The 13,133-nt window shown below is 70.5% G+C and carries 13 protein-coding genes; 7 read left to right on the top strand and 6 right to left on the bottom strand.

The genetic code is table 11. The features are described from left to right. Window positions 1–3: 3 nt before the first annotated feature. The gene (locus tag ACTOWL_RS25390) at window positions 4–1,191 is read right to left on the bottom strand and encodes an efflux RND transporter periplasmic adaptor subunit (protein ID WP_441324076.1); all 1,188 of its coding nucleotides are present in this window, start codon (window positions 1,189–1,191) and stop codon (window positions 4–6) included. A gap of 241 nt (window positions 1,192–1,432) precedes the next feature. Here ACTOWL_RS25390 and ACTOWL_RS25395 point away from each other — a divergent pair, with 241 nt between their 5' ends. From ACTOWL_RS25395 to corA, 4 genes are all read left to right on the top strand, one after another. Then, a complete protein-coding gene (locus ACTOWL_RS25395; protein ID WP_441324077.1) occupies window positions 1,433–2,353 on the top strand; it encodes a sulfite exporter TauE/SafE family protein in 921 nt (306 codons plus the stop codon). A gap of 2 nt (window positions 2,354–2,355) precedes the next feature. Further along, window positions 2,356–3,108, top strand: a complete 753-nt coding sequence (locus tag ACTOWL_RS25400; protein ID WP_441324078.1) for a TIGR02186 family protein — start codon at window positions 2,356–2,358, stop codon at window positions 3,106–3,108. Between the two features lie 25 nt (window positions 3,109–3,133). Beyond that, window positions 3,134–3,637, top strand: a complete 504-nt coding sequence (locus tag ACTOWL_RS25405) for a universal stress protein (protein ID WP_441324079.1) — start codon at window positions 3,134–3,136, stop codon at window positions 3,635–3,637. A gap of 276 nt (window positions 3,638–3,913) precedes the next feature. After that, a complete protein-coding gene (corA, locus tag ACTOWL_RS25410; protein ID WP_441324080.1) occupies window positions 3,914–4,891 on the top strand; it encodes a magnesium/cobalt transporter CorA in 978 nt (325 codons plus the stop codon). Here the strand turns inward: corA and ACTOWL_RS25415 are convergent. Next, window positions 4,858–5,082, bottom strand: coding sequence for a hypothetical protein (locus ACTOWL_RS25415; protein ID WP_441324081.1), 225 nt, complete (start codon window positions 5,080–5,082; stop codon window positions 4,858–4,860). The genes corA and ACTOWL_RS25415 overlap by 34 nt on opposite strands. Here ACTOWL_RS25415 and ACTOWL_RS25420 point away from each other — a divergent pair. Then, window positions 5,065–5,964 (top strand): LysR family transcriptional regulator, encoded by a 900-nt coding sequence (locus ACTOWL_RS25420; protein WP_441324082.1) that lies wholly within the window; start codon window positions 5,065–5,067, stop codon window positions 5,962–5,964. The two genes, ACTOWL_RS25415 and ACTOWL_RS25420, sit on opposite strands and share 18 nt — an antisense overlap. Here the strand turns inward: ACTOWL_RS25420 and ACTOWL_RS25425 are convergent. Beyond that, on the bottom strand, window positions 5,961–6,833 hold the full coding sequence (locus ACTOWL_RS25425; RefSeq protein ID WP_441324083.1) for a DMT family transporter: 873 nt from the start codon (window positions 6,831–6,833) through the stop codon (window positions 5,961–5,963). The two genes, ACTOWL_RS25420 and ACTOWL_RS25425, sit on opposite strands and share 4 nt — an antisense overlap. A gap of 110 nt (window positions 6,834–6,943) precedes the next feature. On the opposite strand from ACTOWL_RS25425, the gene ACTOWL_RS25430 reads away from it, so the two are divergent. Beyond that, complete coding sequence (locus tag ACTOWL_RS25430; RefSeq protein ID WP_441324084.1) at window positions 6,944–8,356, top strand: aminotransferase-like domain-containing protein; 1,413 nt, start codon at window positions 6,944–6,946, stop codon at window positions 8,354–8,356. Between the two features lie 503 nt (window positions 8,357–8,859). Continuing rightward, window positions 8,860–9,207, top strand: a complete 348-nt coding sequence (locus ACTOWL_RS25435) for a BP74-related protein (protein ID WP_441324085.1) — start codon at window positions 8,860–8,862, stop codon at window positions 9,205–9,207. A 23-nt stretch (window positions 9,208–9,230) separates the two neighbouring features. Here the strand turns inward: ACTOWL_RS25435 and ACTOWL_RS25440 are convergent, their stop codons facing one another. The 3 genes from ACTOWL_RS25440 to ACTOWL_RS25450 form a co-directional block, all read right to left on the bottom strand. Further along, window positions 9,231–10,310 carry an ABC transporter ATP-binding protein gene (locus ACTOWL_RS25440; protein ID WP_441324086.1) on the bottom strand — a complete coding sequence of 360 codons (1,080 nt, stop codon included), beginning with the start codon at window positions 10,308–10,310 and terminating at the stop codon, window positions 9,231–9,233. Then, the gene (locus tag ACTOWL_RS25445) at window positions 10,298–12,004 is read right to left on the bottom strand and encodes an ABC transporter permease (RefSeq protein ID WP_441324087.1); all 1,707 of its coding nucleotides are present in this window, start codon (window positions 12,002–12,004) and stop codon (window positions 10,298–10,300) included. Before ACTOWL_RS25445 ends, ACTOWL_RS25440 begins: the two co-directional genes overlap by 13 nt. A gap of 65 nt (window positions 12,005–12,069) precedes the next feature. Then, a complete protein-coding gene (locus ACTOWL_RS25450) occupies window positions 12,070–13,047 on the bottom strand; it encodes an ABC transporter substrate-binding protein (RefSeq protein ID WP_441324088.1) in 978 nt (325 codons plus the stop codon). Window positions 13,048–13,133: the final 86 nt, after the last annotated feature.

The following is a 13,133-nucleotide window of genomic DNA, read 5'->3' on the forward strand; positions in this document are numbered from 1 at the left end:
GGCCTAGGACCCGGCCTGCGGCGGACGGGTGGGGTCGACCGAGTTGTCGATCACCACCGGGAACCCGTTCTGCAGCTTGAGCTGGCCGGAGGTGACGACCTGGTCGCCCGCCTTCACCCCCTCGACGATCTCGGCGACGTTGCCCTGGCGCTGGCCGACCCGGACGAAGACCTGCTCGACCGCCAGCTGCGGCCCGGCCGGCGGCTGGCTCCCGTCACCGGAGGCCGCCGGCTTCTCCGCGGGCTGATCCGCCGGCTGCTGCTGGCCGGCCTCGGCCTGCTTCTCGCGGATCACGAAGACGGTGTCGCCATAGAGGCTGAAGGTGATCGCGGTCTGCGGCACGGTCACGACGTTCGGCCGCTCCGGCAGGATCAGCCGGACATTGGCGAAGAAGCCGGGGCGCAGCTTGAGGCCGGGATTGTCGATGGTGGCCCGCACCCTGACCATGCGGCTGGCGGCGTCGACCACCGGCTCGATGCCGGTGACCTCGCCGCGGAACGCCTCGTCCGGGAAGGCGTCGGCCCGCACCTCGACCTTCTGGCCCTGGCTGATGCGGCTGAACGCCTGCTCCGGCAGGGTGAAGTCGGCATAGACCTGGTCCAGGCGCTGCAGCGTCACCAGCGCATCGCCGGGGGCGACGTAGCGGCCGATGTCGATCTTGCGGATGCCGACGATGCCGGCGAAGGGTGCCATCACCGCCTTCTTCTCGATCGTCGCCTGGGCGCGGGCCAGCTGGGCCTGGGCCTTCAGCAGCTCGGCGTTGGCGGAGTCGAGGTCGGATTGCGGGGCGTTGCCGCGCGACCGCAGCGACGACACCCGATCCAGGACCCGCTGCGCCAGGTCGATCGCCGCCTGGTACAGCCGCACATCCGCCTGGTCGATCGAATCGTCGAGCTGGACCAGACGCTGCCCGGCGCTGATCGTGTCGTTCGGCTTGAAGTCGATCGACTTGACCGTGCCCGCGACCTCGGAGGCGAGTTCGATGCCCTCGACCGCGGAGACGCTGCCGATGCCCTCGAGGTAGTCGGTCCAGGTCTTCGCTTCGGCCTTGGTGGCGGAGATCGGCACCGGCGGCATCTGCTGGCTGGCGAAGAACTCCGCCACGCCCTGGTCGCGCATGATGTTCATGCCGACAAGCGCGCCGACAACGATGATCAGGCCGATCCCGACCAGAAAGAAGCGGAGAATCATGGGGAAACCGTCTCCCTGGCCGCGGCGCATCTTTGCCCGGCCGCGCTGTGAATCGAGAGGCGCGCCACCATACACCAGACTGTTACAGTTGACATAATCGGAAACATACATGCGTGTACGTCATATGTAACCGACCCCTCCATGCGCCGTTCGCAACCCGCCGGCGGTGGCCACCATCGGCCTTCGCATTGCCCCTTTCACCGACTAAGGTGCCGGTCAGGACTGGACGGGACCCCGCGTCATGCAAGTCTATCTGCCGATCGCCGAGGTCTCGGTGAATGCCCTGCTGATTCTCGGCATGGGCGGTCTCGTCGGATTCCTGTCCGGCCTGTTCGGCGTCGGCGGCGGCTTTCTGATGACGCCGCTGCTGATCTTCATCGGCATCCCGCCGGCGGTCGCGGTCGGCACCCAGGCCAACCAGCTGGTCGCGGCCAGTGTCTCCGGCATGCTGGCCCATCTGCGGCGCGGCAATGTCGACCTGAAGATGGGGCTGGTGCTGCTGGCCGGCAGCGTGATCGGCAGCGTGCTCGGCGTGCGGCTGTTCAGCCTGCTGCAGCTGCTCGGCCAGATCGACCTCGCCATCAACCTGTTCTACCTGCTGTTCCTGGGCTCGGTCGGCGCGCTGATGCTGGTCGAGAGCCTGCGGTCGATGCTGCGCCGCCGCCGATCGCCCGGGCAGCGGCGCAAGCTGCACAAGCACGGCTGGTTCCTCGGCCTGCCGTTCAAGACCCGGTTCCCGAAGTCGCGGCTGTACATCAGCGCCCTGGCGCCGATCGCGATCGGCGCGCTGGGCGGCTTCCTGACCGCGATCATGGGCATCGGCGGCGGCTTCATCCTGGTGCCGGCGATGATCTACCTGCTGGGCATGCCGGCCTCGCTGGTGGCCGGCACCTCGCTGTTCCAGATCATCTTCACCACCGCGCTGGTCTGCTTCCTGCAGGCCTTGCAGAACCAGACGGTCGACGTGCTGCTGGCCCTGCTGCTGCTGGCCGGCGGCGTGATCGGCGCCCAGTTCGGCACCCATGCCAGCGGCCGGCTGCGCGGCGACCAGGCCCGCGCCCTGCTGGCCACGCTGGTGCTGATCATCTGCATCAAGGTCGGCTTCGACCTGATCGGCACGCCCGCCGACCTGTTCACCGTCGCCATGCGCCGGGGGGGCTGAACGTGCCGCGCCTCCTCCTCGCCGTCGCCATCTGGGCCGCGGCGCTGGGCCTGTGCCGGTCCGGCGCCGCCCAGGACCTGGTGGCCGACCTGTCCGACCACGTCATCGCCATCAACACCGGCTTCACCGGCACCAAGGTCCTGCTGTTCGGCGCCACCGAGGGCGAGGGCGACGTGGCGGTGGTGGTACGCGGCCCGGCCGACCGGGCCACGGTGCGCGAGAAGGACCGCGTCGCCGGAATCTGGCTGAACCACGCCAGCCTGAAGTTCAACGGGGTGCCCGGCTTCTACGCCGTGGCCTCGAGCAAGCCGCTGGAGCAGCTGGCGCCGCCGCCGGTGCTGGAGCGCGCCGGCATCGGCCTGAAATACCTGCAGCTGGCGGTCAGCGACGACGACCGCGAGGCCGGGCCCGAAGTCATCGCCGCCTTCCGCGACGCGCTGATCCGCGGCCTGCAGCGCGGCGGCCTCTACGTCATCGACACCGGCCAGATCAGCTTCCTCGGCGGCCGGCTGTTCCGGACCCGGATCGAATTCCCGGCCAATGTCCCGACCGGCCAGTACCAGGTCGAGACCTATCTGTTCCGCGGCGGCCAGGTGGTCGACGCCCAGACCACGCCGCTGATCGTCGGCAAGGTCGGGATGGGCGCCGAGATCTACGGATTCGCCCAGGACGAGCCGGCGCTGTACGGGCTGGCCGCCATCATCGTCGCCGTCGCCGCGGGCTGGCTGGCGAGCGTCGTCTTCCGCCGCGCCTGATCCCTTCCCATCTGTTGAGGGTGCCATGACCGACAACGCCCCAGAGACCCCCAAACAGGAGCTGCCGCGCATCTTCCTCGTTGTCGTCGACGACACCGAGGAGTGGCGGGCGGCGCTGCGCTATGCCTGCCGCCGGGCCCAGCACACCGGCGGCCGGGTCGCGCTGCTGCAGGTCATCAGCCCGAGCGAGATCCAGCATTGGGGCGCGATCGAGGACGTGCTGCGCGAGGAGGCGCGGCACGAGGCCGAGCAGCGGCTGCAGCGGGTGGCGCGTGAGGTCAACCAGCTGACCGGCACCATCCCGATCCTGCACATCCGCGAAGGTGCTGCCCGCGACGAGCTGATGGCCCTGATCGCCGAGGAGCCGTCGATCTCGGTGCTGGTGCTGGGTGCCGACACCGTCTCCTCCGCCGGCCCCGGCCCGCTGATCCAGTACCTGACCAGCAGCAAGGCCATCGCCAGGCTGCGGATCCCGCTGACCATCGTGCCGGGCCACCTGACGACCGACGCGATCGACGCCCTGAGCTGACCCGCGCCGCACGCCGGGACGGCAGGCCCAGTGCGGCTTGACGGCGTCCTCCGGCAGTGGCATGCGACGGGCGACGGGTGCCGGCAGGCCCTGCCTTCGATGAATCGAGACATGGACGAGCCAGACAGTCGTCCCGACCGGGACGAACCACAGAGGCGACCCGACCGGATCGCCCCGAGACGGAACGGACGGCCGAGCGCCGCGCCGGCCGGAGGGTTCCGCTAGACATCGCGGCCCCTGGCCGCCGATGCGCCGGCCTGCAGGGGACAGACCGCGATGCTGCGCATCTACACGCTTTCGAACGCCCGTTTCGCGCCGGTCGAGCCGGCGGAGGGCGTCAGCTTCCCGCCGGACACGGTCTGGATCGACCTGTTCAACCCGACCGCCGAGGAGGAGCGGCTGTCCGAGCAGCAGCTCGGCCTGTTCCTGCCGACCCGGGAGGAGATGCAGGAAATCGAGGCGTCGAGCCGGCTGTACCAGGAGGATGGCGGCATGTTCATGACCGCCAGCGTGCTCTACGCCACCGAAACCGATGCACCGGGCACCGCGCCGATCACCTTCGTGCTGAAGGGCCAGATCCTCGTCACCATCCGCTATGCCGAGCCGAAATCCTTCGCCGGCTTCATCGCCCATGCCGAGCGCCAGCCGATGCTGTGCCCCTCCGGGTCGGCCACGCTGATCGGCCTGCTCGAGGCCATCGTCGACCGCACCGCCGACATCCTGGAGCGGGTGGCGGGCGAGGTCGACGCGCTGTCGCAGCGCATCTTCAAGGTGCATGAGGCGGTGCACAAGCGCACCACCAACGAGGAGCTGGAAGCCAATCTGAAGGCGATCGGCCGCAGCCAGAACCTGGTGTCGAAGGTGCGCGAGAGCCTGGTCAGCCTGGCCCGGCTGCTGAGCTTCCTGGCGGTCGGCGACGCCACCAAGGACAAGGCCTTCCGGATCCATCTGAAGAGCCTGAGCCGGGACGTGCTGTCGCTGACCGACCACGCCACCTATCTCGGCAACAACATCACCTTCCTGCTCGACGCCTCGATGGGGATGATCAACATCGAGCAGAACGCGATCATCAAGATCTTCTCGGTCGCCGCCGTGGTGTTCCTGCCGCCGACCCTGGTGGCCAGCATCTACGGCATGAATTTCGACATCATGCCGGAGCTGAAATGGGCGGTCGGCTATCCCTTCGCCCTCGGGCTGATGGTCCTGTCCGCCGTGCTGCCCTATCTGTGGTTCAAGCATAAAAGGTGGCTGTAGGGCGGCGTTGCCGTCACCCGCACCGTTCCCACCATCGTCATGGCGAGCCCCGCAGGGGCGTGGCCATCCAGCGGTACCGGCCCCTGGATCGTCACGACGCTGCGCTCCTCGCGCCCCTCGGCATAGCCATCGTCGGATGGCATCATGGCCATCCATATCGCCTGGATATGCCGATGATCGAGCTGCGCCATCTCCGCTACTTCGTCGCCGTGGCCGAGGAGGGGCATGTCACCCGGGCGGCCGAGCGGCTGGGCATGCAGCAGCCGCCGCTGAGCCAGCAGATCAAGGCGCTGGAGCAGGCGCTGGGTGTGCCGCTCCTCCACCGGCTGCCGCGCGGCGTGCGGCCGACCGAGAGCGGCCTGGTGCTGCTGGCCGAGGCCCGCGCGATCCTGGCCCAGCTCGACCGCGCGCTGGAGACGGTGCGGCGCACCGGGCGCGGCGAGCAGGGTCGGATCGCCGTCGGCTTCACCAGCTCCGCCGCCTTCCACCCTTTCGTCTCCGCCGCCATCCGCGGCTTCCGCGAGGCCGCGCCCCAGGTCGAGATGGCGATGGAGGAGGGCAGCACCGCCGAGCTGGTCGAGGCGCTGCGGCTGGGCCGGCTGGACGCCGCCTTCATCCGCTCCCCGGTCGGCGACGCCGCCGGGATCACGGTCGAGCCGCTGCTGGACGAGCCGATGGTCGCGGTTATCCCGGCCGGCCATGCGCTGGCCGCCGGGCCGAACCCGATCCCGCTGGCGGCGCTGGCCGAGCAGCCCTTCGTGCTGTACCGCCGGCCGAGCGGACCGGGCCTCTATGATTCGATCATCGCCGCCTGCCGCGCCGCCGGCTTCAGCCCGCGCATCGTGCAGGAGGCGCCGCGGCTGGTGTCGACGCTGAGCCTGGTCGAGGCCGGGCTCGGCGTGTCGATCGTCCCGGCCTCGATGGCCCGGCTGGACGCCGGCGGCGTCGCCACCCTGCGCCTGGCCGCGCCGCTGTCGGCACCGCTGCACCTGGCCCGGCGCGACGCCGAGCCGCTGGGCGCGACCCGGCGCTTCGTCGACCATGTCCGAGGGATGATGGCCGCGCAGGCCTAACGCGAGAAGCGCTTGGCCCCGGCAACGCAGAGGACAACGGCGGCGGCGCAGCCGACCAGGCCCCAGCCGACCGGCTCGTGCAGCAGGGTCGCGGCCAGGGCCAGGCCGAAGAAAGGCTGCAGCAGCTGCAGCTGGCCGACCGCGGCGATGCCGCCCAGCGCCAGGCCGCGATACCAGAAGATGAAGCCGATCAGCATGCTGAACAACGAGACATAGGCCAGCGCCAGGAGCGCCGGCCAGCCGACCAGGGCCCAGGAGGAGGGCAGGGTCAGCAGCGACGCCGGCAGCGACAGTGGCAGCGAGATCAGCAGCGCCCAGGAGATCACCTGCCAGCCGCCGAGCCGGCGCGACAGCCGGGCGCCTTCGGCATAGCCCAGGCCGCAGACCACGACGGCCGCCAGCATCAGCCCGTCGCCGAGCGGCGAGGCCTCGGCGCCCTGGCGCAGGGCATAGGCGCCGACGATCGCGGCGCCGAGCACCGAGAACACCCAGAAGGCCGGGCGCGGCCGTTCGCCGCCGCGCAGCACGCCGAACACGGCGGTGGCGATCGGCAGGAGGCCGATGAAGACGATGGCATGGGCCGAGGTGACAGTGCGCAGCGCCACCGCCGTCAGCAGCGGGAAACCCACGACCACGCCGAGCGCCACCACGACCAGCGGCACGATGTCCGTCCGCTCCGGCCGCTTCGGCCGCAGCACCAGCAGCATCGCGGCGCCGAGCACCCCGGCGATCGCCGCCCGGGCCAGGGTCAGGAACAGCGGGTCGAGGTCGAGCACCGCCACCCGGGTCGCCGGCAGCGAGCCGCTGAAGATGAGCACGCCGAGCAGGCCGTTGATCCAGCCCGCCGCCGCCTCGTTCGAAGGTTCCATGATCGTTCGTGTCGCTTCCATGCCGCCGACCATGACGGCCAGCGACGGCATGGGCCAGAGATGGTAGAGTACAGTTTCGCCGAACTGTCCTGGTCCGGAGCCTGGTACGGATGCTCGATCTCGTTTCAGCGCCGCAGCGCGGCGCGACCCTTGTCGCCACCGTGATGGACACGATCCGGCAGCGGATCGAGAGCCGTGCCCTGGCGCCAGGCGCCAAGGTGCCGTCGATCCGCCGCATGGCGGAGGCGCTGGGCGTGTCGAAATCGACCGTGGTCGAGGCCTATGACCGGCTGGCGGCGGAGGGAGCGATCGCCGCCCGCCCCGGCTCGGGCTTCTACGTCGCCCGGCGGGCGCAGCCCCTGACCCTGGCCGAGCCCGGCCGGCGGCTGGACCGGACCATCGACCCGCTGTGGATCGCCCGCCAGGCGCTGGAGGATACGGGGCCCGACGGTCCGACGTTGAAGCCGGGCTGCGGCTGGTTGCCGGCCGACTGGATGCCCGACCCGGCGATCCGGCGGGCGCTGCGCAGCCTGGCCCGGTCGGAGGGCGCGGGCCTGGTCGACTATGATTCGCCGCTCGGCTTCGCCCCCCTGCGCCGGCACCTGGCCGGACGGCTGGCGGAGCGCGGCATCGCCGCCGATGCCGGGCAGATCCTGCTGGCCGATGGCGGCACCCAGGCGATCGACCTGATCGGCCGCTTCCTGCTGGAGCCGGGCGACGCCGTGCTGGTCGACGACCCCTGCTACTTCAACTTCCTCGGCGTGCTGCGCGCCCATCGCGCCCGGGTGATCGGCGTGCCGCGCACCCCGGCCGGCCCCGACCTGGACGCTTTCGCCCGCGCCGCGGCGGAGCACCGGCCGAAGCTCTATGTCACCAACGCCGCCCTGCACAACCCGACCGGGGCCAGCCTGGCGCCGCAGGTGGCGCACCGGCTGCTGATGCTGGCCGAGGCCCATGACCTGGTGGTGGTCGAGGACGACATCTTCGCCGATTTCGAGACTGACTCGTCGCCGCGCCTGGCCGCGCTGGACGGGCTGCAGCGGGTGATCCATATCGGCAGCTTCTCCAAGACCCTCTCGGCGGCGGTGCGCTGCGGCTTCATCGCCGCCCGGCCGGACTGGATCGAGGGGCTGATCGACCTCAAGTTGGCCACCAGCTTCTCCAACGGCGCCCTGGCGGCGCGGCTGGTGCACCGGCTGCTGACCGACGGCAGCTACCGCCGCCATGTCGAGGGGCTGCGCGGCCGGCTGGCCCGGGCGATGGGCGAGACCGCGCGGCGGCTGGGCGCGCTGGGCCTGGTGCCCTGGGTCGAGCCGCGCGGCGGCATGTTCCTGTGGGCGGCCCTGCCGGACGGCCTCGATTCGGCCGAGGTGGCGCGCCGCGCCCTGGCCCGCGACGTGGTGCTGGCGCCGGGCGACGTGTTCAGCCCATCCCGCAGCGCCGGGCGCTACCTGCGCTTCAATGTCGCACAGTCGGCCAGCCCGCGCATCTTCACGGTGCTGGAAGAGGCGATGTGGGGGTGAGAACGACTCGTCGGTCGGCAAGACAGATTGCCTCTCCCGCGTGGCGGGAGAGGTCGGGCGTCCGCAGGACGACCGGGTGAGGGCTGGCCCAGGCCTCGACAAACTCCCCTCACCCGGAGCCGCTTATCCTCCCCCTCCCCTTGCGGGAGGGGGGCAGGGGGAGGGGTCTGCGCGCGTCAGCGCGCCGCCTCTGCCTGCCTTCCCAAGCAAACCTCGTCATCCCCGCTTTCGAAAGCGGGGATCTCATCACGCCGGAGGATCGGAGAGAGTCCCACTCTCGCGGGAATGACGGCCAAAAAAGGGAAGGGGCCTCCCGCGACCATCGCCGGCGCGACCGGGAGGCCGGCATCGGTGTTTGGGATACAACTAAATATCGCATCAAATATCATTATTTATTCAAAATTCATCAATTGACTCATGATAAACACGCATCTACCCTAACTATAGAGTTCAACTTACCAGTAGATTTATCTTTGTAACTTAATAATTCTGGGAGACTAAAAATGCCTGTTTTGTTCGCATTCGAACAATCGTCGAGCCCAGGGATCGAATTCATCATCGAGCTCAATGATGACCAAAAAATTCAACACGCTCGTAACATATTATCTGGAGAAGAAACCCAAAGCGTTCACGTTCACGGGCGGATCATCAAACGGATGGCGCCATACAATCCAAGATTCAACTTCTATCTCGACCCCAACACGATCGACTTCTTCCAGATGGCGATCGAGGTCTGCGACGCGAATATGATGTATGTGGAAGACCATCTCGACGAGGCCTGCGGCGCCTTCCTTCCCGGCTGCCACTGGTGTCCCTGGGACTCCAGGCTGACCCGCGAGGTCACCCCGTAAACCGGCCTTCCGGCGGCGGAGGTTTACTCCGCCGCCATCGCCCCGGTGCCGGCCGCCGGCGGCATCAGCCAGCCATCCTCGACCCGCAGGCGGAGCGCCGCGCCCTCCTCTGGCGGCGGGCCGCGATGGGCGACGCGCAGCACCCGGCCGGGATCGGCATCCGGCCGGCAATGCAGGATGGTGACCGCGCCTTCGAACACGGCACGGTCCAGCCGCGCCGGGATGCCCTCGGCCGGGTCGACCGCGAGCCCCTCGGCCCGCAGGCAGGCGGTCTGCGACGGTGCCCCCGGGCCGCTGCGCAGCCGCACCGCATGGCCCCAGAGCTCGGCGGCGCACAGGCCGGGTCCGGCGCCGCCGTGCCAGGTCACCGGCACCACCATGCCGCGGCCGACGAAATCCGCCACCATCGCCGTCGCCGGCTCGGCGTAAAGCTGCCGCGGCGGCGCCACCTGCTGCAGCTTGCCGTGGTCCATCACCGCGATCCGGTCGGCCAGCGCCATCGCCTCGGCCTGGTCGTGGGTGACATAGACCACGGTGGCGCCGAGCTGGAGGTGCAGCCGGCGGAACTCCGCCTGCAGCGCGTCGCGCAGATGCACGTCGAGATTGGCCAGCGGCTCGTCCATCAGCACCAGCGCCGGCGCCATCGCCAGGCAGCGGGCCAAAGCGACGCGCTGGCGCTGGCCGCCGGACAGGGTCTCGGGCCGGGCCTCGGCGCGATCGGTCAGCCCGACCGCCGCCAGCGCCTGGTCGCTGCGCCGAATCCGCTCCGCCGCCGGCAGCCGGCGGATGCGCAGCGCATAGTCGACATTCTCGCGCACGGTCATATGCGGCCACAGCGCGTAGGACTGGAACACCATGCCGATGCCGCGCTCCTCCGCCGGCACCATCGTCCCGCTTCCGGCCACCACCCGGCCGCCGATCCGGATCGTGCCGGAATCGGGCGCGTCGAAGCCGGCGAGCAGGCGCAGCAGCGTGGTCTTGCCGCAGCCGGACGGGCCGAGCAGGGCCAGGAACTCACCCTGCGCCACCTGCAGCCCGACCCCGTCGACCGCGGTGCGCTGGCCGAAGCGCCGGACGACGCCAGCAATCTCTACGGCAGCCATGGCAGCGATCCCCTGGGCAGGCGGCGGGCGAAGAGGGTGGCGACCCCGGCGAGGCCGAGCGTGACCAGCACGGTCAGCACCGCGACGGCCGAGGCGGCGGTGGCGGCGCCCTCCGCCTGCAGCGAGAACACCATCACCCCGACCGTCTCGCTGCCGCGCGACCAGAGGAGGGCCGAGACCGTCAGCTCGTTGAAGGCGGTCAGGAACACCAGGATGGCGCCGGTCGCGACCGCGGGCGCCACCGCCGGCAGCAGGATGCCGAGCAGGCGCCGCGGCCCGTGGGCGCCGGCCAGCTTCGCCGCCTCCTCCGGCGCCGGGTCGGCCTGGGCGATCGCCGCCGCCACCGGCCGCAGCGCCAGCGCCAGGAAGCGGCCGAGATAGGCGGCCAGGATGATCCACAGCGTACCGTAGAGGCTGACCCCCAGGATCGGCAGCGGTCGCAGCAGCAGCAGGATCGCGGCGATCGCGGTCAGCACGCCGGGCAGCGCATAGGGCAGGTCAGCCAGGGTGTCGAGCCAGCGCATCGCCCGCCAGCGCCGGGCCTCGGCGTAATAGGCCAGGACCAGACCGACCGCCGCCGTGGCCATAGCCGCCGCGGCGGCCAGCAGCGCGCTGTTCAGGAAGGCGCGGCGGGTGGCGTCGTGCTGGAACAGGATGTAGCCGAACTGGTCGAGGCTGGCGGTGGCGAAGGTCAGATCCACCCCCAGCGCCGGCACCAGGGCCGAGGCCAGCAGGGCCAGCAGAGGGGCAACCGAGAGCACGCCGACGATGAGCCACAGCGCCGCCTCAGTCCAGGCCCGGGCCTGGCCGAGCGGCAGGATAGGCCCGGTCGGGCCGGTGCGGACCAGCACCGGCGCCCGCGCCGCCGCCCAGCGCTGCAGCCCGAGGCCGAGCGCCGCCAGCACGGCCAGCACCAGGGCCAGCGCCGCGACCTCGCCCAGCACCGAAGGCCCGAAGCCGCTGAGCCGCTGGTAGATCAGCGTCGTCAGCACGCTGTAGCGGCCGGGGATGCCGAGCAGCGCCGGCACGCCGAAATTGCCGATCGCCGAGACGAAGGCCAAGGCGGCGCCGGCGACGAAGGCCGGGCGCAGCAGCGGCAGCAGGATGCCGGGCAGGATCCGCGATCCCCGGGCGCCGGCGGCGCGGGCGGCCTCGACCAGGTCGCAGGGCAGGCTTCGAATAGCGGCGGTGACGGCGAGGAAGACCAGCGCCGCATGCTCCAGCCCCATGATCCAGACCACGCCGCCGCCGGAGTAGAGCGGGTGGTTCGGCCAGCGGCCGGTGACGGCGTCGAGCAGGGCGCGGGCCGGCGTGCCGGCGTCGAGCAGCCGGATCCAGGCCAGGGCGGCGATCTGCGGCGGGATCAGCATCGGCAGCAGGCACAGCAGCGCCAGCACACCCTTGCGCCGGATGTCGGTCAGGCCGATGGCCAGCGCCAGCCCGCCGCCGACCACGACCGACACCAGGGTCGAGCCGAGGCCGGAGACCAGGGTGTTCTGCAGCGCCCGCAGCGTCGCCCGGCCGCCGAGCATGGCCAGCGCCGCCTCCGGCTGCGCCAGCCCCTCGGCGAACAGGCGCAGCATCGGCAGGGCGCAGACCAGCAGCACATAGGCGCCGGCCGCGGTCGCCAGCGCCGGGTCGCCCCAGCGGCGGAAACCGGCAGCTGGCAAGGTCGATGCGAAGGAACGGCTCACGGATCCGATGGCACTCTGGTCGGCGATCTGTCCCGTACCATGCCTCGCCGGCGCCGGTCTCCCCCTCACCCGCCGAAGGCGTCGGTGAACTTGCGCTTGTTCTCGTCGACGCCCTTGGCCAGGGTCTCGGCCGAGACCGGCATCAGCTTCAGCGCCGAGGCCGCCGGGCGGCCGGGCGGCAGGGCGACGCCGGGCTTGCCGGGGATGTAGCCCTGCTTGGTCATGTAGGCCTGCCCGTCATCCGACAGCAGCCAGTCGACGAAGGTCTTGGCGTCGGCGACGTCGTCCGCCGACTTCAGGATCGCCACCGGCTCGGTCACCACCGACACGCCGTCCGACGGATAGACGAAGTCGACCGGCGAGCCCTTGGCCTTGGCGTTCAGCGCCATGAAGTCGACGATGATGCCGTAGCTCTTCTGGCCGGTGGCCACCGCCTCCATCACCGTGCCGTTGCCCTGGCCGGCGACCGCGCCGTTCGCGGCCAGCTTGTCGAGATAGTCCCAGCCCATGCCGGGCTGCGCCGCGACCGTGCCGACATGGATCACGGCGGCGCCGGAATAGAGCGGGCTGGCCATGATCACCTGGTCCTTGGCCGCGGCCGACAGCAGGTCGTTCCACGACGTCGGCGCCGGAGCGCCGGACTTGGTGTTCCAGGCGATGCCGGTCGGGATCAGCTTGGTGCCGAAGAAGGTCTTGTCCGGGTCGGCAAAGCCGTCGGGGAAGCCGGCGATCGGCGCATCGGTGTAGGCCATCAGGCGGCCGTCATCCTTCAGCTGCTGCATCGCCACCGCATCGGCGATGAACACCACGTCCGGCTGCGGCGACCCGGCCGCGAACTCCGCCTGCAGCTTGTTCAGCACCTCGGTGGTGCCGGAGCGGAAGAACTCGACCTTCACCTCCGGATGCGCCTTGTTGAACTCGGCGACCAGCGCCGTCATCGCCTCGTTCGGGGTCGAGGTGTAGATCATCAGCGATCCCGGCGCGGCAAGCGCCGCGGCGGAGATGGTGGTGAGGGCGGCGGCGAGGAGAAGGCGGGTCAGCATGTGCGTGGATCCCAAGGATTTTAGACAATGGCTGGGGTGCTAGCAGGTTCCGGTTGCAGTTTCGTGACCGGTTCGACCCGCCAGGG

The organism is Inquilinus sp. CA228 (assembly GCF_052078665.1).
GTDB lineage: Bacteria > Pseudomonadota > Alphaproteobacteria > DSM-16000 > Inquilinaceae > Inquilinus.